Here is a 19,799-nt window from a genome sequence, read left to right as displayed (position 1 = left end):
CCGTGTACAAAAAAATATAGGCTGTCGTTTTTCTTTTGTTTTGAGTGTGGGGAGAATCGACTTTTTCTCAATGTTTTATCGTGTAGGATTGGGCTGTTAGAGTGATTCTCTGTATATTTGTATCGGTTTGGGAGAGCATTGAGTGGCTCCCTCAGCGCAAACAAATAATCACGACCATAAAAAAGAAAGTATGAGTCCGACAAATCCCATATTCGATAGCCTAGATAAAGGCAAATTGCAGCGCATGCTCCAAATTCGTAGTGAGTACAGCGATGGTTTAATCACCCTAGAAGAGGCACAAAAACGTATGCTCCAAGATGTGGGGCGCATCACTCCCGAAGAGTTTGCCGCAGCTGAGCAGCTGGTAAAAGCTGACGAAGATCCCGATGAATGCCGCACGGAGAATGTACACGAGATCCTGCAAATCTTTAATGGACTTATTGAGCAACCCAAGCTCTCTCTCCCCTTTGGGCATCCCCTCGATGCCTATTTGCGAGAAGCCGAGAAGATGAAAGCCTTGCTCCAAGAGGGCGAGAAGTTGCTGCAAAGCAAGTTCGCTCCAGAGCCTTGGACGGCTTTGATGCAAGAGATCATGCCCTATAAAGTGCATTTTAGTCGTAAACAAAATCAACTCTACTCCGTACTCGAGAGAAAGGGTTTTACTCGCCCCTCTACTACAATGTGGACGTACGACGACTATGTGCGCGATGAGATGAATAAGGCAATGGATCTACTGCAGTTGGGCAATTATGCTGCTTTCCCCGAGGCCTTCCGCACCATGGCAACCGATATGCTCGACTTGATCAGCAAAGAGGAGCTAATCCTTTATCCCACCTCGCTCAAATTGATTTCTGAGACAGAGTTTGAGGCCATGAAGCATGGGGACTACGAGATCGGATTCTTTGGTATAGAAATGCCGGAATACAAGCCTTCTAACGCTCCGGCCCCCAAGGGTGACTTTATGGGAGAGCTGGCCGATTTGCTCGCTCGCCATGGACTTGGCTCCAAGGGGCAGTCGTCCGACGAGGTCCTGCACGTGGCTGAGGGGAGATTGACGTTGGATCAGATCAACCTCCTCTTCCGCCATCTCCCCGTAGATCTTTCTTATGTGGATGAGAACGAATTAGTCAAGTTCTATACCGATACTCCGCATAGAGTATTCCCCCGTAGTAGGGAGGTGATTGGTAGAGAGGTAAGCAAATGCCACCCGCCCAAGAGCGTTCATATTGTGGAGGAAATCATAGAGAAGTTCAGACGAGGCGAGCAGAGTAGGGCGGAGTTTTGGATCAATAAGCCCGGCCTCTTTATCTATATCGTTTATGTGGCGGTGCGTGATGCCGAAGGGCACTTCCGAGGCGTTTTGGAGATGATGCAAGACTGTACTCATATCCGAAGCTTAGAGGGCTCTCGTACGTTGCTTACTTGGGATGAAGAGCAACAGACGCCCGAGGCTCCGGAGGAAGAGGGCAATAGCTCGGTACTATCTCCCAATACTAAGTTAAAAGACTTACTCAAACGTTACCCCCAGTTGAAGGAGGATTTGCCCTCGATCAACCCCAAATTCGCAATGCTACAGACGCCCATTGCCAAGGTGATGTTGCCCATGGCTACCCTCAAAACGATGAGTGAACGCTCCGACATGCCCCTTGACGAATTGATGAGCCGATTGGCTGCCCTTATCTCCTCGTATGGCGGGATTTGATCATTAAGTAGGGTGTCTAGGCAAAAAAGCGTACCTTTGCAGCCGCAAGAGACGAAACTATTTAGATTTGTAAGATATGAAACCGACCCTTCTTGTAATGGCTGCCGGCATGGGAAGCCGGTATGGAGGCCTTAAGCAATTAGACGGAGTGGGTCCCAATGGCGAGACCATTATGGATTATTCGATCTATGATGCATTGCATGCGGGATTCGGTAAGGTCGTATTTGTAATTCGTCGAGATTTTGAAGAAGAATTCCGCTCGAAGGTCTTATCTAAATATGAGCACGCCATTCCTACGGAGGTTGTTTTTCAAGAGATTGGTAAGCTCCCTCACCCTTTTGTTTGCCCGGAAGGGCGTGTAAAACCTTGGGGTACAAATCATGCTGTATTGATGGCTGCAGAGGCTATTCATGAGCCTTTTTGCGTGATCAATGCCGACGATTTTTATGGTAGAGAGGCTTTTGCTGTGATGGCAGAGGCGCTACAAAATGTGGACCCTATGACCAAGGGAGACTACTGCATGGTGGCCTATCATTTGGGTAATACGCTTAGCGAAGGCGGAACGGTATCGCGTGGTGTTTGCTCGGTAGACTCGGAGGGTTGCTTGCAAAAGGTGGAGGAGCAGACGGCTCTTGCCAGAGACCCTAAAGATCCCTCTCGCTGCCTTGATGGGAAGTCCGGCCAAGCCTTCCCCTTGTCTACCCCTGTTTCGATGAATTTTTGGGGCTTTACTCCCGATTATTTCGACTACTCCCAAAAGGCTTTTGTACGCTTCTTAGAGGAGCATATCGCAGAGCCTAAGAGTGAATTTTACATTCCTCTAATGGTAGACACGCTTATAAAAAGCGGTGAGGCAAAGGTGCGCCTTCTCTCGAGTACGGCACAGTGGTTTGGCGTGACCTACCACGAAGATCGTGATAACGTGGTGGCTCGTCTAGCCCTTCTAGCGGCCGATGGTACGTATCCATCACCGCTTTTCTGAGGTCCGATCATCTTTTTTTGAGAACAAAACTTAGTCATTATAAAACCTATGAAAGTAAAGATGTTACTTCTTTTGCCCTCATTTATGGGGGTTATGCTTACGGGTTGTAGCGGTGGCAATGGTACAAAAGACCAAGATGCTATGCCTGCTATTGACCTTACAGCGCTAGACACGACGGTAAATCCTGCCGAAGATTTTTATCTCTTCGCCAATGGCGGTTGGATGAAAAACAACCCTCTCCCCCCTACTCATAGCCGTTATGGCTCGTTTGATGTTCTCCGCGAACGCTCCATCGAACAGATCCGCGACATCGTAGAAGAGCTTGCTGATAAAAAACAAAAAGAGGGTACTAACGAGTATCGCGTTGCTGTACTTTACAAGCAGGCAATGGATAGCACCACCCGCAATGAATTGGGTGCTACGCCTATCAAAAAAGACCTCGAAGAGATCGAAGCCATCGCTAATAAGCAAGACCTTCCCAAGATCTTTGGTAAGTGGGAAAAAGAGGGCCGTTCTGTATTCTTTGGCACTTATGTAGCTGCCGATGACATGAACAGCACCATGAACATTATGCACGTGTCTCAGCCCTCTCTCGCTCTCGGCAATAGAGAATACTACCTATCTGCTGAGAATGCACAGATCCTAGAGGCATACAATAAGTACATCAATAAGGTGCTCACTCTTGCCGGTTATAGCAAGGAAGACGCTGATCGTATTACCAAAAACAATGCAAAGATCTCTCGTGAGCTCGCTCAAATGAGCTACTCGCAAGAGGAGTTGCGCGATAGCCGTGCCAACTATCACTTTGTGGCTGTTAAGGAGTTTGCCGCTTCGCACAAGGGCTTTGATTGGAACGCATACCTTGCAGAGCGCAATCTCTCTAATCTCGAAAAGTGGGACGTAACCCAATACAACTACTTCGATAAATTCGACAAGTGGTTCCCCACGGCAGACCTACGTGAGATCAAGGACTATCTTATCGCATCCGAAATAGATGGCGCTGCTAGCTACCTTAGCGACGACTTCTCTCTTGCCTCTTTTGAGTTCTACGGAAAGACTCTTAGCGGTAGCAAGGAACAACATCCTCGCTGGCGTCGTTCTGTCAACTTGGTTAATGGCGTTCTCGGCGAAGCTCTTGGTGAGGTATACGTAAAGCGTCACTTCTCGCCCGAGTCTAAGAAAAAGATGGCTCAGCTTGTTAAGAACCTCCAGGTTGCTCTCGGTGAGCGCATCGCAAGCCTCGATTGGATGAGCGATGCTACCAAGGCAAAAGCACAAGAAAAACTCAATGCCTTTACCGTAAAGATTGGTTACCCCGACAAGTGGAGAGACTACTCAAAGCTCGCTATCAGTGCTGATAAGAGCTTCTACGAAAACCTCAAAGAAGTAACTCGTTTTGAGCAAGACTTCAACATGAGCGAGCTAGGCAAGCCCGTAGATCGTGAGCGTTGGCTCATGAACCCTCAGGATGTAAATGCTTACTACATGCCTACAACCAACGAGATTTGCTTCCCTGCAGGTATCTTGCAACCCCCGTTCTTCAACCCCAATGCAGATGATGCTGTAAACTATGGTGCCATCGGGGTAGTGATCGGTCACGAGATGACACACGGATTTGATGACCAAGGCCGTAACTACGACAAGGACGGTAATATGAACGATTGGTGGACCTCAGAAGACGCTGCCAAGTTCCAAGCCGCTACCGCTAAGCTCGTAAATCAGTTCAACGCACTCACCGTAGTGGGTAACGTAAAGGCAAATGGTGCTCTTACTTTGGGCGAAAACATTGCTGACCAAGGTGGTCTTATCGTAGCCCACCTCGCGCTACAAAAGGCTCTTGAGGGCAAGGAAGTTCCCATGATTGATGGATTTACCGCCGAACAACGCTTCTTTATCGGTTATGCACGCGTTTGGGGTCAAAATATCACAGAGCAAGAGATGATCCGCCTTACCAATATCGACCCCCACAGCTTGGGTATGTATCGCGTAAATCAGACGCTCCGCAATATCGATGCTTTCTTCAAGGCTTTCGGTATCAAGGCGGGTGACAAGATGTATCTTGCTCCCGAAGATCGCGTACTCGTTTGGTAATATAGTATAGGAGAGAGTCACTCTCTTCCGTAACCCTTTTGTGCTCTAGCAGAGAAGACCTTTTCTCTCTGCTAGGGCACTTTTTTTGCTCTCGAATGAGTACCTTTGTTCTTATCTATGGAACAGATGAATTGGCATACTCTTTTATCCGATAGGCGCCTTGATCGGGAAGTCTCTTCGCTTCCGCCCATTCGCTCTCGGGTGCGCAACGAGTTTGAGCGAGACTACGACCGCATGGTCTTCTCCGCCCCTTTCCGGCGATTGCAAAACAAGGCTCAGATATTCCCTCTCCCCGGTACTATCTTTGTGCACAACCGACTAACGCACAGCTTAGAGGTAAGTTGTGTGGGGCGTTCTCTAGGGAATATCGTCACAAGCGGACTGCGAGAGCGTTACGAGGGGTTGCCTTTTTACGATTCGGATATTGCCAACATCGTTTCGGCCGCTTGCCTGGCTCACGATATGGGCAACCCGCCCTTTGGTCATAGTGGAGAGCGTGCTATCTCTGCGTTTTTCCGTGAGGGAGCTGGCGCCGAATGGGAAGAGGCTGTGCGCAAAGAAGGGGGACGATGGGAAGATTTTATCCGCTTCGAGGGGAACGCCAATGCCTTTCGTCTGCTTACTCACCGCTTTGAGGGGAGGCGCCCCGGTGGCTTTGCCCTTACGTATAGTACGTTGGCTTCCATCGTAAAATATCCCTATTCGTCGCTCTCGGCAGGAGGTAAAAATAAGTTTGGATTCTTTGCAACCGAGGAAGATACTTTTGCCGAGATTGCTCAGCACTTAGGCATCCTTCGCTTGCAGGAGTCGCCCGATGTTTATGCCCGTTATCCTCTGGTCTTCTTGGTGGAGGCTGCCGACGATATTTGTTACCAAATAATGGACTTGGAGGATGCCTACAAGCTACGGATCATTTCGTCTGACGAGGTTTCTGAGCTCTTTATGTCCTTCTTGGATGACGAGGAACAGGCTACCTCGCAAGAGGTTTTGAAGTCCATCGAAGATCGTAACGAGCGTGTGGCTTACCTCCGCTCTAGGGTCATCAATCACCTGACCGAGGCTTGTGGAAAGTCCTTTTTGGAGCACGAACCCGAGATTATGGCTGGGACGTTTCGAGGTTCTTTAGTGGCTGCCATCCCCGAGGCCGAAGCCTATAAGGCGGCCAGTCGGTATGCCTACAAACATATCTATACGGCGCAAGATGTGGTGGATGTAGAGCTGGCCGGTCATCGTGTTTTTTCCGAGATTATAGAGAGGATGATGCACGCCTTGATGCATCCCGATAATGCCTATTCGAGAACTTTTCTCAACCGCGTAAGCAGTCAATACAACGTACACGAGAAGACAATCTATGGTAAAATCCAATGTACCCTAGACTACGTGTCGGGTATGACGGACCTCTATGCCTTAGATCTTTACCGTAAGATTACGGGGATGAATCTCCCCTTCGCTTGATCTACTATCCCCCCATCCCTACCGGGATTTTTTGCTCCTCGTTCTCCCAAGGCTCCTTCCCCGAGACAAACCCGAAATTACCGATGGTAATGGTTTGAGAGAGAGTAGAAAAGGCGGACGAAATAGGGGCTATAGGGCTCTCTTTGCAGAGGAAAGTTGTCAACAATTAAGCAGCCGACTCGCTTTTTATTCGTAGTTTTGCCCTTGTAAAAGATAGAAAACTATGGGAAAGATCATTGCACTGGCAAATCAAAAAGGGGGGGTAGGCAAGACTACAACAACCATCAATCTTGCAGCCTCTCTGGCTACCCTTGAGCAGAAAGTGCTTGTAGTGGATGCCGACCCCCAGGCGAATGCGACTTCGGGGCTGGGCGTGGCTGTAGAGCAACAGGCGAAGACTATCTATGAGTGTTTGGTGATGGAGGCTTCCCCTCGGGAGGCTATAATCCCTACGGGGATAGAGATGCTAGACATCCTGCCCTCGCATGTAGATCTTGTGGGAGCCGAGATAGAGATGCTAGAGTTTGCTCAGAGAGAGTCTGTAATGCGCAAGATGCTTACTCCTCTTGTGGATCAATATGATTACATTCTCATAGACTGCTCTCCCTCTCTTGGGCTTATTACGGTGAATTCTCTCGTGGCAGCCCACTCGGTAATTATACCGGTGCAGTGCGAGTATTTTGCGCTTGAGGGGATCAGTAAGTTGCTATCGACCATACGTATTATTAAGAGCAAACTTAATCCGGAATTGGCCATCGAAGGGTTTTTGATGACGATGTACGATAGTCGTCTTCGCCTTGCCAATCAGATTTATAACGACGTGAAGCAGCACTTTGGGGATATGGTCTTCGAGACCGTAATTAACCGCAATGTAAAGCTTAGCGAAGCCCCCAGCCACGGAGTGCCCGTGATCCTTTACGATATCGAAAGCAAGGGGGCTGTGAATCACTTGCAGCTTGCCGAGGAGCTAATCCGCCGGAATCCCAAGCGACGCAAATAGTCTTCTGTAAAACGATCAATTACTATGAAAAGAGAAAATAGACCTCTTGGACGGGGGCTCGACAACCTACTTGGAGAGGCTTCGGGTACCTCTAGCATCAACGAAGTTAATATAGATAGCATACAACCCAACCCCGATCAGCCCAGACAAGTCTTCGACGAAGAGAGTTTGGCGGAGCTTGCTCTCTCTATTCACTCCATCGGGTTGGTGCAGCCTATTACGCTTAAGCAGCTCCAAGATGGTACCTATTTGATTATATCCGGGGAGCGGCGTTGGCGAGCTTGCAAGCGGGCAGGTCTGTCCACTATCCCCGCCTACATCAAAACGGCAGACGATGAGCAAATTATGGAAATGGCACTCATCGAGAATATCCAACGTGAGGATCTCAACGCCATTGAGATAGCCCTTGCCTACCATCGTTTGCTCCAAAACTCCGATATGAAGCAGGAAGATCTTGCCAAGCGCGTGGGCAAGACACGCTCTTCTATCAGTAATTATCTTCGTCTCCTGAGGCTCCCTGCCGAGATCCAATTGGGGCTGACAGAGAAGAAAATTGATATGGGGCATGCCCGTGCCATATTGGCTCTCCCTCGCCTGGAGGATCAGCTATCGGTATACGCTACCACCATCAAAAAAAATCTATCGGTACGCCAGATTGAGTATTTGATTAAGCGTATGATGCGAGAGTCGGAGCTTGTACGTACGGGGCGCGAACCGCTACCGGACTTTTCCGTTCTCAATACACAGCTATCGAAGTTCTTTGGTAGTAAAGTAAAGATCACGGGCAATAAGTCGGGTAAGGGCAAGCTCACCATCGAATTTGCCAATGAGGCAGAACTCGCTCACATTATAGAGCGACTAGAGGAACAACGTAAGTAGATATCCTATGCGAGTTGCGACATCTCTGGTTCGTCTTTTTGCCCATGGGGCTCCCGAGTGGCACCTGTACCTTGGCCGCTTGGTGGGGTGCTGTCTGTTGCTCATTGGGCTTCTCGTTTTCCCCCACAGAGATGCTTTTGCCCACAGACCTGCCTACACCTTAGACGATCTGGCCCTCCCGCAACTCCAAGTCGATACGCTACAAGGCGACTCCGTTGTTACCCAAATCGCAGAGTTTCCCGCCTCTACCTCTTTATCAGACACGCTGCAGATGCTCCCTACTCCGGAGGCGCCTCTCCGTCGCAACTTCCTTGCTACAAGCAGTCACTTTACGCCCAATTCAACCGTTGCCCTGCTCTGTGCCATCATCCCCGGCGGGGGGCAGTTTTACAACCGTAAGTATTGGAAGATCCCCCTGGTGCTTGCTGCAGCTACCGCTTGTACCTATGCTGTATCGTGGAATGCACGTCTGTATAACGAGTATCACACGGCGTATGTAGATTTTATGAACGAGAATCCGCTCGATAAGGACTCGTGGAAGGGGTTTGTCCCAAGTGGAGGAAACCCCGCAGATTATGTGGGAGATGGTAATATACAGAGCCGTCTCAAAAAAGGTACCGACCTATACCGGCGCAACCGTGACCTAAGTATTATTGTGTCGGCAGTCGTGTATCTTCTCTCCATCGTGGATGCCTATGTGGATGCCGAGTTATTTCTTTTCGATGTGTCCCCTGATCTCTCGATGTCTCTTGCCCCGTCGTTGATTGCTCAGCCGGGGAATCCTATCTCGCCCTCGCCTAGTGTGGCTCCGGGGCTTTCCTATAGATTATTGTTCTAATGGCTTATAAAGAATCTTGCCATGCCTATGGCCTCATCCTTATTGCCTATTTTATAGGCATACTTAGTACGCTAGGTCTCGCTGCTCAGCAACGCAAAGTGCTGACCCACTCTAGTGAGATCGTTACCCCTCCCAGCCTTGAGGCAGATGCCGATGCCCTCATTGCCAAATGGAATCAAGGTTACAGCACCAATCTCCCTGATGATACAACCTGCGGATCTTACCGGCGCAACACTCCTCAAATCACTTCCGAAATGCTCTATCGTGATCGAATATTCCGCCTCCCTACAGCGATGAATATTCCGCTAAACGAGAAAGTGCGAAATGGTATAGAGATCTTTTTGACTCGCAAAAAAACGCTCATCTCTGCCATGCTTAGCTTGGGCGACTATTACTTCCCGACTATAGAGGCGATCCTCGATAAGTACAAACTCCCTCTAGAGCTCAAGTATCTTATTATTGTAGAGTCGGGGATGAACCCCACCGCCGTATCCCCAGCCGGAGCCGCCGGTCTGTGGCAATTTATGGCTCCTACGGCCAAAGCCTATGGCTTAACCATTAATTCGCTCGTGGACGAGCGGCTCGATCTCGAGAAGAGTACAGATGCTGCCGCCCGATACTTGCGCGACTTATACCAAGTCTATCACGATTGGTTTATGGCTCTGGCAGCCTACAATTGTGGATTAGGTAACCTCAATAGAGCGGTGTACCGAGCCGGAGGGCGTACCGACTACTGGAGCGTTTATCCCTTTCTTCCCCGTGAGACGCAAGGATATGTACCCCTCTTTATTGGGGCATTCTATGCCATGCACTATCATGTAGATCACCAGATTTGTCCCAAGAATGTATCGCTTCCCTTGGCTACCGATACGCTGATTATTCATCATTCTCTCTCTATTCGTGAATTGTCTGAGGCGGCCGGAGTCTCTCAAAGTCTTTTCCAACTCCTCAATCCTCAGTATAAGCAGGGCACCGTTCCGGGGCATATCTCCCCTTGTGTCATACGCTTGCCCATGAAGGCAATTAACCGATTGGATAGACGCTTAGAGGAGCTATACGAGAATGTGGAGAAGGTACGTCTTGGCAAGATGACAGTGGCAGCCTCTGAGCTCTCGGCAGTCGAAGGTGAGAGTACTGAAGAGGAAACATTGGAGTCCGCCGAGCCTATTGCGCCATCGGCAAAGACATCCACTTACACGATACGTAAGGGGGATACCTTAGCCGGCATTGCTAAAAAGCATGGTATTACCATGGATCAGCTCATGAAGGCGAATAGTATCAAAAGTACCCAATATAAGCTGGTGCCGGGAAAGAAACTCACCATCCCGCTCAAGGGTGGTAGCTCCAAAGTGACAAAAACAAAGGCTACGAGCAAATCGAAAAAAAAGTCACGTCGTCGCCGTCGTTAGGCCCATTTTGCTGTTTGACCCATGATAAGGTTCTTTTATTACCTCCCTAAGGGGGCCCGTTATTCCCTCCTAGCCTTGTTGGTACTCCTTGCAGGCTACCTGGGCTTTACGAGCAGTCGTCCGCACTCACAAGACCCTTATCCCGACTTGGAGTCTACCGACTTCTCCATTATCTTTTCGCAGAGTCTCTCCATAACTCACTTGCCGGAGGCTCAGCATCGGGTTGTGATACTCGATCCTATGGAGCCTCAAGATACTGTAGCTGTCTATCTATTGGTACCTCGCCAGGATGTGGGAAACGTTACGCACCGTTCCAACGAACGAGTGATTCCCATACCGGTGCGCAGTGTGGTGTGCCTAGGGCTCTCTGGCATTGGTGCATTAGAGGCGCTCAATCAGCAAGCCTCAATTGTGGGGGTAGAGAGCGTAACTCGTCTCTATGATAGTGAATTGAATGAACGTCTCAAGGCACGCACGCTCGATACACTAGGGCGTGGAAAGAATATCAATGCAAGAAAAATAAAAGAACTCGACCCCGATATTATTCTCTGGAGCCCCCTCCCGGGGAACTCCAGATCGACAATTCCCCCGGCAGAGTTCGCTAGTAGAGTGGTGATCTCGTACGACATCTATGAGAGAACGCCCCTAGGACGTGCCGAGTGGCTCAAGTTTATTGGCCTGCTGATGGGCAAGGGGAGGACGGCAGATAGCCTATTTACGTTTAGGGCTTCGCGCTACGAGATGCTACGCCTTATCGCCAAAAGTCGTCCGGAACGCCCCCAGGTCGTTTTTGCTCAAAGGGGCGAGGATGGTTGGAAGATACCCACCCCGGCCGGTTATGCAGACCATCTTTTGCATGATGCCAATAGCACATTTTCTACCCTCAAAGGCTCTATTGTGGGATTTACGCTGAGCTCGCAGGAGTTGCTTCGTCGCTATCGGGATGCTGAGTACTGGCTCTCGTGGGAAATACCGGGGATACAGAGTCTGGAGCAATTTGGGGAGGTCGATCCCGAGGTTCGGAGCATTAAGGCTTTCCGTAATGGTCAGGTGTATCTCAATGCAAGATTGGTAGACATCCAGGGCGGTAACCAGTATTGGGAGCAAGGATGGTATCACCCCGATCTTATTTTGCAGGACCTTGTATACATCTTACATCCCTCTTTGCAGCCGCGTGGCACTGCGCATAACTATTGGGTGAAGCTGCAGTAGCGAGAGAAAAGAAGGAGTGTTGAGGGTCTCTGCGGCAGGAGTTCTCCTCTTATATATCCCTTATTCTTGAGGGATATGTCAAGAAAATAGGGCGGAATTCTTGTGTATATCAAAACTATTTGTACCTTTGCAGCACCAATTACGAGAGGTGCATATAAAAAGCCCTCAGCGAGGTTGGTTTAGTATGGTGGTCGTAGCTCAGCTGGTAGAGCCCCGGATTGTGGTTCCGGTTGTCGTGGGTTCGAGTCCCATCGTCCACCCCATAAAAGAAGAAGAAAGAGTCGGAATAGGGCCTAATATCCTCATTCCGGCTCTTGCTGTTTTACCACAATGGAGCAGGAAAGACAAGATCGTTACGAGACTCTTGCAGAGCAAAACCAAGTAGAGTACTCCATACAGAGAAGCCGATTTATAGCCCATGCCTATCCTATTCAATCGGTAGAGGAGGCTTTGGAGCTTGTAGCCTCTCTGCGCAAAGAGTACTATAATGCTACGCACGTTTGCTGGGCTTATGCTGTGGGGGTTCTGCGAGAGGAGAGTAGAATGAACGACGATGGGGAGCCGTCCGGCACAGCAGGTCGCCCCATCTATGGGCAGATCTTGGCTCAGAACGTAAGCGATGTACTGGTGGCTGTGGTGCGTTACTTTGGTGGGGTAAAGCTTGGAACGGGTGGGCTTATAGATGCTTATAAAGAGAGTGCTCGCCTGGTGCTTATGGAGGCTCCTCGTCGGGAGGTGATTCTCTTGAGCCCTTTTACGCTCCGCTTTGCTCCCTATCTGACCGGCACCGTGATGCGCCTTATCAAAACCATGGGCGCCGAGATCCTAGAGCAGGGGTTTGCTCAGGGCGAAAGCCTTTTGGAGTGCCGCATACGGCAGGGGCAGCTAGGGATCTTGCGGTCGGCAGCTGCTGCCATTTATGGCCTCACTTGTATCGTTGAGGAGCAAGACGCATGAAGCACTCACTCCATCGCCCCCTTCCCGGTCGCTTTATGCGGCGCATCAAAGACTACGGTCTGCCTATTGCGATTCTTATAGGGATTCTTTTTTATCGATGGCTTAGCCCACTGAGCGTTGCCATTCCCTACATGATTGTGTGCATGCTCTTCTTTACGTTCTTAAAGTTGCGCCCGAGAGACCTTCATTTTTCTCCTGTACATGGGCTTCTCGTTGTTCTGCAAATTGGTTTGGCTCTTGGCTCTTACTACTTCCTACGTCCCTTCTTTCCCGAGAGTATAGCTCAGGGGGCTTTCAATTGTTTTCTATGCCCTGCCGCCTCCGCTTCGCCTGTGATCATCGGTATGCTGGGGGGCAATATTGCCGTAGGTACAGCCTATGTGCTGCTCACAAGTATCGGTATCGCCTTTGTGGGGCCCCTCCTCTTTAGTATGGTGGGGGAGGGGAATATGCCCTTTTGGGAGTCGGTTCTAACGATTTTTGCGCACGTGCTCCCCATCGTCTTGACTCCGCTCCTTCTGGCCTGGGGGTTACGTGCCCTCGTGCCTAAGGCGCATGCTCGGCTGGTGGGCTTTTCCTCTGTTTCTTTTTGGGTTTGGGTGGTATCCCTATCCATTATTATAGCTAAGACGGTGCAGTTTATGGCGGAGGAGCCTCGTTCCGAGATCCCCTCCATGCTCCTTCTCGTCTTGGTGGGACTTGTGGCTTGCCTAGTCCAATTCGCCTTGGGTAAGTGGCTCAGTAGACGCTTCCTCAAGGAGAGCATTACCCTAGGGCAGAGCCTGGGGCAGAAAAACTCTAGCTTGGCCATCTGGATGGCTCAGGTATATCTCAATCCTCTATCAAGTGTGGCAATGGCGGCCTATTCGATCTGGCAGAATCTGATCAATAGCCTGCAATTGATGCGCGAAAGTAAACGACAATCTCGGCGCGAGCGAGAGCAAAAGATTCAATAATATGGTATTAACGGACAAATGGTTCACCACCATCGCTAGTGACGATAGCGGTGCGGTAGTAATAATGAATGGGCGACTCGATCTCGAAGCCTTTCGTCTATCGGGGAAGCTCAAGCATCGTATCGAGATCCGACTTCCCTACGAAGCGGACGAAAAGGGGATGCCTACGCGCGAGGCGGAGCGTATCATTGCCCAAGTAGAAGACCTATTGCGCCCCAAGATGGAGCGAGACAAGTTGGCTATCCTCACGGGCAATCACCTCGGGGGCGGGGTTAAATACTGGGTCTACTATGCCCGCACCGATAGGGTTTTCTTCGAGCGACTCAACGAGGCACTTGAGCCGCTTCCTCTTCTCCCTCTAGAGTTCGACAACGAGCTGGATGCGGCGTGGGAAGAATACCTAGATATGCTCTCGATGAATCCCGACGAGGGAGACGACGAAGACGACGAAGAGGGCGATCTTGCCGAAGAATAAGGGCCTTTTATCCCATTTAATCGCTATTATAGAGTAGTTGCTTCCGCAAAAATGCCTATCAGAAGGTATTGCGGAGGGGCGAAATCCATGCTAATTTTGCAGCAGAGATTTAGTTAGATAGCGATTTGATTGGATCTTAGTTCGAGAGGGTGGTTCGGGTAATGCGTTTTACTCTTCTCCCCTTGGGAACGGCAGGGCGACTCCCCGGAGGTGGGAGAGCATGGCTAGAAGTGTTATCCTTACGAAGCCGGAGAGCCGGAGAGCTTTCGGAGTATCTTCTAGAAGGGTTCCCTCTGTCTAAGAATTAGATTTTCTCTCTTTCAAATTTATTTCCTTAATTCGTTTCGTGCCGCCTTCTCTTCGTAGCTAGAAGAGGAGGTGGTACGTTCTTTTGTGGGGTGCAGGCTGGTTTCCCGGAAGAAACTGGGCTGCACTTTTTCCTTTTTAGACCTAAATCTCTGGAAGTTTAGCCCTAGATTTTTTTATTTTCCAGCCGGAAAATCTCCCAAAAATCACCTGGGAATAAAACTCTTTTCATGAAGGAGATTTCTCTGGAAATGTCTACATTTGCGACCGACTTAGTCATAACAAAAACCAGAACGATTATGAAAATCAAAAATGCAATTAAGACCGGAAAAACGAAAAGTACAAAGCTGCAGAACGAAAAGTACAGAATTAACAATCCGAAACAGCAAAACGAAAAGTACGAAGGAGGGGCGAAAAACACACGCCACCTCCTTTTTTACATCATATCGAGGATACTATCGATATGATTAATTAGCACTTAAGCAGCATTTAATCGCTACTTAACTTATAATAGAGCACCTCGGGATTAGCTCCTCCCGACCCGAACGGATTGGATCGGTACAACACTTGAGCATCAACAAATGGATGCTGATAACCCCACGCAGCGGAGGTGCGTCGGAGAAATGGGACGAAGTCGAACTTAGTCGAAGAGAAGTAGAGGTAATTATTGGTTGGCATCGAGGTGAGAAGATCTAGATAATCATCGCACGACCACGAGCTACCTCGGTATCCACCGCACTCAGTCGAGAGATAGGGAGGGTCAAGGATTAGTATCGTATTAGAGGCGTCCTTGTGTGCTGATAGTAACTCTCTGTAATCGACAGACACAATCTCCAGCCCCCGCAAATATCTCTCGGATGCGTTAGCATCGGAGAGAGCCGTACGGCTCGGATGGGCATAGAGGCCTGTCGCCTCAAGGTCTGCTATCGAATAGGCGAACTTATTGGTGAATAACAGCCAGCCTGACAGGGTTATCCAATCTACATAATGGTATCGATCTTGATGAGCTTGTATCACTCGTAGGACAAGAGTCTTGTACTCATCCGGTACGCGAGCATTGCGCTTGATCGAGGAAAGAATAGAGACAATCTCTTGTCTTAGCTGCTCGGTCTCCTTAATGTGGCGGAGACGCTCGGAGTAGTTATCGTAATCGTTGTATATAACTCGTGCAGTAGGATGTACATCCTTGCAGAGGCGGGATACGAGCCCCGAGCCTCCGAAGACATCGACAAAGGTCGCGGTAGAGGACAACGAGCGGATAATAGGCTCGATCTGCCTTAGCCACCTGCGTTTTTGCCCCGCAAATGGCAAAGGGGCTGTAGTGTATTGTATCATGGTCTTAATAAATGCACTACCTTTGTAGTGCCAAACTCAAAATTAAAATAGGTGCTAGCACACTGACGGGATCTATATCCCCTCGCTGGGTGTGCTAGCACCTTTATTTTTGCCCTTGGAGTTTGGCGACAAAAGGGCAGAAAGGCGAGGGGCTTTTTATGCCCCTCTGTGTGTTTATTCTTTAGCGGTTACCTTGGTGGGTTTACCATCATTGACAAAGGTTGCGGAGTAGGTCGAATTGTCACTCGCAGGGTCAGTCTGATCGAAAGAAGAAACGATAAAATCGCCCTCTGTAAAACTCTTGCCACCATTTTTGTCCTGCTTGTACCCGTACTTGAGTTTTACGGTCTTACCTTGCGTGATAGCCGCCTCAATCTCCTCGATGGAGGTATCGCCAGTTTTACAGAATCCATCACAAGTGATTGTGATATCTACTTTTTTTACAACCTTTCTCTCATATAGAGAGTCTTCAACGTCCTTATCGGTAACTACAGCAGTGGTAGTCTTGATTTGGCGCTTGTGCGTTTTGGCTCCAAGCATCACTTTATCCCCAACGGCGAGGACAATGTCACTACCATTTATGTATTTTGTTTCGGTTGTGGATGATGAGGGAGGGTTAGGCATAATCTTTTGGGTTTAGTGTTTTATCTTTTGTTTTTGGCTAATCTATATGTGACATATAGAGCGATGGGTATAGCAGCTCCAAGGCCGAGCAATAGGAGGATATTATTATCCTTTTGCTGAGGGGGAGGGCCCTCTATAATACGCTTAAGTGTCGTGACACTTGGAGGGGGGACAGAGTCTACTCGATGATTACTCTTGCTCTCACTCGTTGCTCTCAGTCGGTCAGAGGTCTCGCGTATGTAGATCGTATCCCCTACTTGTCTGATAATGACGCTATCTACCTGCAAGATCGTATCGCGTTGTATTGTTGCGACACTATCGCGATGGTAGTGGTGCACGTCAACGGGGACGATACGAGCCTTGCACCCTGCAAGGGTGAGGAGAGCAACAAGGAGGAGGGCGGCTCTACTCATTATCATTATCAATTTGGGCTTTAAGATCAGAAAGGGCTTTTATAAGGCGCGTGCGCTCCTCAACCAGCACGGAGTTGGAGTCCATTAGCATGTTGATTGTATCCTGATAGCTTTTGATGCCCTCAGCCTTGCGGCTCCGGCGAGATGTTACGACGTTAACAATCGTTCCAACGAGCCCTCCGCCGACGAGGGCTATAATGACATCGACAATAAGACTCATCGTAGGTACTTACTATATCTAGGTCGCGCGAGTGGGGTACGTATACGCTGCCGCTTAATCTCGGTCAGATTGTTGCTGATAACCGAGTATTGTGTGCGCAGCTCGGCATATTGCGTGCGCAGCTGCTCTTGCTCACGGCGAGTACGCTCAATACTCTCATTAAGCTGCCTAATAGCGCGTCGAGATCGGATATAATACCCATACAGGTAGCCTACCCCAACTCCGGCAATAAAGGCTATAAGGTTGATAAGGATCTGCATAGTTGTAATAGGTTAAGGGTTAGATCATGGCTTGTGCTCGCTCCCACACATCGATGGGGACCTCTTGTCCTGTCTCTACTTTGGTCATTGCACGGGCGAGGGCGACATCCTGTGCGGAGGACAGGTGAACTCCGGCAGCTACTCCGAGACGCTTACTGACATATCGGATATATCCTGGGGTATCATTACCATCGGTGGGCGGTGCCCATCTTGTGATAATACCCTGTATGGTTGTTAGCTTATGCTTAGTGCGGTAGGTAGAGAGAAGCTTGAGCATTGCCCTGCAGCCCCACTCGAGGGTGGCAAACTCGCAATACTTATCACCTTGTCGTGTGATCTCGCCCTGCCACTTTTGAGCCGAGGGGCGGAGGTTACCCGGATTGTTACGTTTGATCATAAGATATTATGCTAGGGGTGCAGGGCGATGGCTCGCTCCTGCAGAGCCCTAGACGGTAAAAGATTAAGGTTATTACTCAGTATAAGCGGTACCGGTTGCATTAACAAGGTAGACGCCCTTAGCATCCTTACGGATCACCGTACCACCGGCGCGCTCTTGCCCCGAGATCACGTCTCCGTACATGGTTGCACTGCCCTCATCCGTAAACAACTCGGGCTCACTTTTGGCGACGCCTACGCAATTTTTTTGCCATGCAAGCATATCGACCCCAGAGGGGAGGAAGAAATCCTGAACGACGGAAAAGCCTAGGATCTTACCTAGCACTCCCTCTGCCACATTTCCGCACTGAGAGAAAGCAAGAGACTCATTTGCAGTCATAGAATCAAGGAGGGCGTAGTAGTTAGCGGGGGAGAGCATCACATACCGCTCGGTTGATAGCACCTTGTCTGTAGCGAACTGTTCTGCAGCATCAATAATCCACTTTTTTACTGTTTCACCGGATTCTGTCTTACGAATCTTTGTGGTCGCTTTACACCACTTCTTGATGACATCTTGAGCGACTTCCTCCTTGAGAGCAAGACGGGCATCAGCGCATACGCTCTCTCGTTTATTATACGAGGTCTCGAGCTCTTCTGTACGCCCAACTCTGATAGGCTGAATAACAAACGTATCAAGCTCAAAATCCACATCTGCATCTTGTCTCTCTCCCACAGAAACAGGAAAAGATGAGGGGTTTTTTGAAATGGTGGCCGGGGTGCCCGCATTGGGAACATGGACTTTATGTCCATTAATAAACTCGGAGTAGTCGTTAGCCTTGGAAAGGATGGAGTCGGACGAAAAGAGATTACCAACAAGGGTATCCGCCCACAATTCTACTAGGATTGGCATGTTTTTAGGTATTAGAAATTAAGGTTAATAGTTAAGGTTGTGTTTTAGTGTTTGCCGAATCGCTCCTCGTACTTTTGTTTGAAGAGTTCGGGGTCCTCTGCTCGGAGGGCTGCAAGCTCGCCTCGCTTATCGAGCTCGTCCCAGGATCCGGAGAATCGCGTCTCAGCGGGAGGGGCGGACTGGAGCATAGAGCCGAGTGATTGAGGCTTGGACATAGATGATAGGACTCTCTTACAGAGCTGCTCATCCTGGGCATAGAGCTGCTCATAGGTCGCTCTATCGGCCTCCTTAATACGACCATCCTGGACGGCTGCTGTAATCAGAGCAGTACGCTCGGCAGTACGGAGGTCGGATAGCTCCCCTTTTAGTTTTGCAAATTCGGCGGACAGGGCAAGGATTGCCTGCGACATCTCATCCGCAGACGCAGATGCATCAAGAGCAAGGGCTTGATACACCTCGGCGTGGAGCAGGACAGTCTCATGGACGGGGGTTGGGTTGGGTTTTGGCATGGTTGCTTTTAATTGTTCTAGATATTTAACTTCTTCTTCTTGGTCGAGAGGCACCCCCTCTCGGCTGTATAGTTTGACAGCCCCTCGATTAGAGGGGATAGAAACGATAGAGATCTCCAGGAGCTCCCACGCGGTTACAGAGTCATAGTCCTCGTGATAGGTCATCTCGGATATAAAAAATCCGGGGGACACACCGCGCAAGAAGCCCTTTTCGGCTTTGCGCTGCACCTCTTTTGCGAGGGGATCATCGGTGTCAAACTCGACACTTGCTATGAGCTTACTCCCATCAATACGGATGTTAGATGCCTTACCCACAATACGCTCTGTATCGTGCTGATAGAGTACGATAGGGTTAGCAGTGTAGCGAGTAAGGTCGCACCCTCGATTGGATAGGCGCCAGCCTCTGTCGTTTGTTATTGATTCGTCGTTGATTATCAGGTCCATCTTGGTGTGGTTGGGCTTAATTCGGGGGCAAAGTTGCCCCTCTTTTTGTTATAGACAAAATCAATACCACGCCGTGTTGTAATTGTTTTTATCTATACATTATCGGCTTTAATTTTGCCCCCGAATTAAGGTTTAACCACTATTTAATCAGCAATTAAACATGGACAAAAAACAATCAATGACTACTCAGACTACTATTACGATTAAGGGCGTAAGCTACCCTTGTTATGTGACGATGGGAGCCCTCCTGCTCTATAAGCGCATCACAGGGCGCGAGATGAACGAAGTAACAACCCCCTCCCTCGAGGACACTATGCAGATCATCTATTGCGTCGCAAAAGCTGCCTCAATGGCAGAGGGTATAGAGTTCCCGTTTGCGGACGTTGTCGAATTTGCGAGCCACCTCACCCCCGATCAGGTCTCTGCTATCCGTATTGCTTAATATCT

The 19,799-nt window shown here is 49.4% G+C and carries 21 protein-coding genes and 1 tRNA gene; 14 read left to right on the top strand and 8 right to left on the bottom strand.

Annotated features, from left to right (window positions below; all coding sequences use genetic code 11):
- Nucleotides 1-190: 190 nt before the first annotated feature.
- The 13 genes from Q0090_RS05640 to Q0090_RS05580 all read left to right on the top strand — a co-directional run bounded on the left by Q0090_RS05640 (nt 191) and on the right by Q0090_RS05580 (nt 13,956).
- Entirely contained in the window at nt 191-1,702 is a 1,512-nt protein-coding gene (locus Q0090_RS05640; RefSeq protein ID WP_297948490.1) for a PAS domain-containing protein, read from the top strand.
- Nucleotides 1,703-1,778: 76 nt separating this feature from the next.
- A complete protein-coding gene (locus tag Q0090_RS05635) occupies nt 1,779-2,684 on the top strand; it encodes a nucleotidyltransferase (RefSeq protein ID WP_297948482.1) in 906 nt (301 codons plus the stop codon).
- Between the two features lie 48 nt (nt 2,685-2,732).
- Complete coding sequence (locus Q0090_RS05630; RefSeq protein WP_297948474.1) at nt 2,733-4,775, top strand: M13 family metallopeptidase; 2,043 nt, start codon at nt 2,733-2,735, stop codon at nt 4,773-4,775.
- Nucleotides 4,776-4,892: 117 nt separating this feature from the next.
- Complete coding sequence (dgt, locus tag Q0090_RS05625) at nt 4,893-6,230, top strand: dGTP triphosphohydrolase (RefSeq protein ID WP_297948471.1); 1,338 nt, start codon at nt 4,893-4,895, stop codon at nt 6,228-6,230.
- A gap of 223 nt (nt 6,231-6,453) precedes the next feature.
- Complete coding sequence (locus Q0090_RS05620) at nt 6,454-7,230, top strand: AAA family ATPase (protein ID WP_004332106.1); 777 nt, start codon at nt 6,454-6,456, stop codon at nt 7,228-7,230.
- Nucleotides 7,231-7,254: 24 nt separating this feature from the next.
- On the top strand, nt 7,255-8,109 hold the full coding sequence (locus tag Q0090_RS05615; RefSeq protein WP_297948468.1) for a ParB/RepB/Spo0J family partition protein: 855 nt from the start codon (nt 7,255-7,257) through the stop codon (nt 8,107-8,109).
- Between the two features lie 7 nt (nt 8,110-8,116).
- On the top strand, nt 8,117-8,947 hold the full coding sequence (locus Q0090_RS05610; RefSeq protein WP_297948466.1) for a DUF5683 domain-containing protein: 831 nt from the start codon (nt 8,117-8,119) through the stop codon (nt 8,945-8,947).
- Complete coding sequence (locus Q0090_RS05605) at nt 8,947-10,356, top strand: lytic transglycosylase domain-containing protein (protein ID WP_297948462.1); 1,410 nt, start codon at nt 8,947-8,949, stop codon at nt 10,354-10,356. Before Q0090_RS05610 ends, Q0090_RS05605 begins: the two co-directional genes overlap by 1 nt.
- A gap of 21 nt (nt 10,357-10,377) precedes the next feature.
- A complete protein-coding gene (locus tag Q0090_RS05600; protein WP_297948459.1) occupies nt 10,378-11,568 on the top strand; it encodes an ABC transporter substrate-binding protein in 1,191 nt (396 codons plus the stop codon).
- 187 nt (nt 11,569-11,755) lie between these two features.
- A tRNA-His gene (locus Q0090_RS05595) sits at nt 11,756-11,831 on the top strand.
- 67 nt (nt 11,832-11,898) lie between these two features.
- Entirely contained in the window at nt 11,899-12,525 is a 627-nt protein-coding gene (locus tag Q0090_RS05590) for a YigZ family protein (protein WP_297948456.1), read from the top strand.
- Nucleotides 12,522-13,481, top strand: a complete 960-nt coding sequence (locus tag Q0090_RS05585; RefSeq protein WP_297948453.1) for a transporter — start codon at nt 12,522-12,524, stop codon at nt 13,479-13,481. Before Q0090_RS05590 ends, Q0090_RS05585 begins: the two co-directional genes overlap by 4 nt.
- Nucleotide 13,482: 1 nt before the next feature.
- A complete protein-coding gene (locus Q0090_RS05580; protein WP_297948450.1) occupies nt 13,483-13,956 on the top strand; it encodes a DUF695 domain-containing protein in 474 nt (157 codons plus the stop codon).
- Between the two features lie 795 nt (nt 13,957-14,751).
- Here the strand turns inward: Q0090_RS05580 and Q0090_RS05575 are convergent.
- The 8 genes from Q0090_RS05575 to Q0090_RS05540 all read right to left on the bottom strand — a co-directional run bounded on the left by Q0090_RS05575 (nt 14,752) and on the right by Q0090_RS05540 (nt 19,352).
- Nucleotides 14,752-15,597: a DNA adenine methylase gene (locus Q0090_RS05575; RefSeq protein WP_297948447.1), complete on the bottom strand. Its 846-nt coding sequence runs from the start codon at nt 15,595-15,597 to the stop codon at nt 14,752-14,754.
- 174 nt (nt 15,598-15,771) lie between these two features.
- Nucleotides 15,772-16,221: a phage tail tube protein gene (locus tag Q0090_RS05570; RefSeq protein ID WP_297948444.1), complete on the bottom strand. Its 450-nt coding sequence runs from the start codon at nt 16,219-16,221 to the stop codon at nt 15,772-15,774.
- A 20-nt stretch (nt 16,222-16,241) separates the two neighbouring features.
- Nucleotides 16,242-16,640 carry a hypothetical protein gene (locus Q0090_RS05565; protein WP_297948440.1) on the bottom strand — a complete coding sequence of 133 codons (399 nt, stop codon included), beginning with the start codon at nt 16,638-16,640 and terminating at the stop codon, nt 16,242-16,244.
- Nucleotides 16,627-16,854 (bottom strand): hypothetical protein, encoded by a 228-nt coding sequence (locus Q0090_RS05560; RefSeq protein ID WP_297948438.1) that lies wholly within the window; start codon nt 16,852-16,854, stop codon nt 16,627-16,629. The genes Q0090_RS05565 and Q0090_RS05560 overlap by 14 nt, the downstream gene beginning before the upstream one ends.
- Nucleotides 16,851-17,114, bottom strand: a complete 264-nt coding sequence (locus Q0090_RS05555) for a hypothetical protein (RefSeq protein WP_297948435.1) — start codon at nt 17,112-17,114, stop codon at nt 16,851-16,853. The genes Q0090_RS05560 and Q0090_RS05555 overlap by 4 nt, the downstream gene beginning before the upstream one ends.
- Nucleotides 17,115-17,133: 19 nt before the next feature.
- A complete protein-coding gene (locus tag Q0090_RS05550) occupies nt 17,134-17,511 on the bottom strand; it encodes a structural protein P5 (protein WP_297948432.1) in 378 nt (125 codons plus the stop codon).
- A 72-nt stretch (nt 17,512-17,583) separates the two neighbouring features.
- Nucleotides 17,584-18,399: a hypothetical protein gene (locus Q0090_RS05545; RefSeq protein WP_297948429.1), complete on the bottom strand. Its 816-nt coding sequence runs from the start codon at nt 18,397-18,399 to the stop codon at nt 17,584-17,586.
- A gap of 44 nt (nt 18,400-18,443) precedes the next feature.
- Nucleotides 18,444-19,352 (bottom strand): HK97 family phage prohead protease, encoded by a 909-nt coding sequence (locus tag Q0090_RS05540; protein WP_297948427.1) that lies wholly within the window; start codon nt 19,350-19,352, stop codon nt 18,444-18,446.
- Nucleotides 19,353-19,530: 178 nt separating this feature from the next.
- On the opposite strand from Q0090_RS05540, the gene Q0090_RS05535 reads away from it, so the two are divergent.
- On the top strand, nt 19,531-19,794 hold the full coding sequence (locus Q0090_RS05535; protein WP_297948424.1) for a hypothetical protein: 264 nt from the start codon (nt 19,531-19,533) through the stop codon (nt 19,792-19,794).
- Nucleotides 19,795-19,799: the final 5 nt, after the last annotated feature.

The sequence above is a fragment of the uncultured Porphyromonas sp. genome, from assembly GCF_938023125.1.
Lineage (GTDB): Bacteria > Bacteroidota > Bacteroidia > Bacteroidales > Porphyromonadaceae > Porphyromonas.
The sequence above is the reverse complement of the archived record's forward strand: the minus strand, read 5'-3'. Positions and strand labels throughout refer to the sequence as shown.

Excerpts from the sequence above, each read along its gene's own strand:
- Q0090_RS05640 (WP_297948490.1), top strand. The coding sequence starts at position 191 with ATGAGTCCGACAAATCCCATATTCGATAGCCTAGATAAAGGCAAATTG.
- Q0090_RS05635 (WP_297948482.1), top strand. The coding sequence starts at position 1,779 with ATGAAACCGACCCTTCTTGTAATGGCTGCCGGCATGGGAAGCCGGTAT.
- Q0090_RS05630 (WP_297948474.1), top strand. The coding sequence starts at position 2,733 with ATGAAAGTAAAGATGTTACTTCTTTTGCCCTCATTTATGGGGGTTATG.
- dgt (WP_297948471.1), top strand. The coding sequence starts at position 4,893 with ATGGAACAGATGAATTGGCATACTCTTTTATCCGATAGGCGCCTTGAT.
- Q0090_RS05620 (WP_004332106.1), top strand. The coding sequence starts at position 6,454 with ATGGGAAAGATCATTGCACTGGCAAATCAAAAAGGGGGGGTAGGCAAG.
- Q0090_RS05615 (WP_297948468.1), top strand. The coding sequence starts at position 7,255 with ATGAAAAGAGAAAATAGACCTCTTGGACGGGGGCTCGACAACCTACTT.
- Q0090_RS05610 (WP_297948466.1), top strand. The coding sequence starts at position 8,117 with ATGCGAGTTGCGACATCTCTGGTTCGTCTTTTTGCCCATGGGGCTCCC.
- Q0090_RS05605 (WP_297948462.1), top strand. The coding sequence starts at position 8,947 with ATGGCTTATAAAGAATCTTGCCATGCCTATGGCCTCATCCTTATTGCC.
- Q0090_RS05600 (WP_297948459.1), top strand. The coding sequence starts at position 10,378 with ATGATAAGGTTCTTTTATTACCTCCCTAAGGGGGCCCGTTATTCCCTC.
- Q0090_RS05590 (WP_297948456.1), top strand. The coding sequence starts at position 11,899 with ATGGAGCAGGAAAGACAAGATCGTTACGAGACTCTTGCAGAGCAAAAC.
- Q0090_RS05585 (WP_297948453.1), top strand. The coding sequence starts at position 12,522 with ATGAAGCACTCACTCCATCGCCCCCTTCCCGGTCGCTTTATGCGGCGC.
- Q0090_RS05580 (WP_297948450.1), top strand. The coding sequence starts at position 13,483 with ATGGTATTAACGGACAAATGGTTCACCACCATCGCTAGTGACGATAGC.
- Q0090_RS05575 (WP_297948447.1), bottom strand. The coding sequence starts at position 15,597 with ATGATACAATACACTACAGCCCCTTTGCCATTTGCGGGGCAAAAACGC.
- Q0090_RS05570 (WP_297948444.1), bottom strand. The coding sequence starts at position 16,221 with ATGCCTAACCCTCCCTCATCATCCACAACCGAAACAAAATACATAAAT.
- Q0090_RS05565 (WP_297948440.1), bottom strand. The coding sequence starts at position 16,640 with ATGATAATGAGTAGAGCCGCCCTCCTCCTTGTTGCTCTCCTCACCCTT.
- Q0090_RS05560 (WP_297948438.1), bottom strand. The coding sequence starts at position 16,854 with ATGAGTCTTATTGTCGATGTCATTATAGCCCTCGTCGGCGGAGGGCTC.
- Q0090_RS05555 (WP_297948435.1), bottom strand. The coding sequence starts at position 17,114 with ATGCAGATCCTTATCAACCTTATAGCCTTTATTGCCGGAGTTGGGGTA.
- Q0090_RS05550 (WP_297948432.1), bottom strand. The coding sequence starts at position 17,511 with ATGATCAAACGTAACAATCCGGGTAACCTCCGCCCCTCGGCTCAAAAG.
- Q0090_RS05545 (WP_297948429.1), bottom strand. The coding sequence starts at position 18,399 with ATGCCAATCCTAGTAGAATTGTGGGCGGATACCCTTGTTGGTAATCTC.
- Q0090_RS05540 (WP_297948427.1), bottom strand. The coding sequence starts at position 19,352 with ATGGACCTGATAATCAACGACGAATCAATAACAAACGACAGAGGCTGG.
- Q0090_RS05535 (WP_297948424.1), top strand. The coding sequence starts at position 19,531 with ATGACTACTCAGACTACTATTACGATTAAGGGCGTAAGCTACCCTTGT.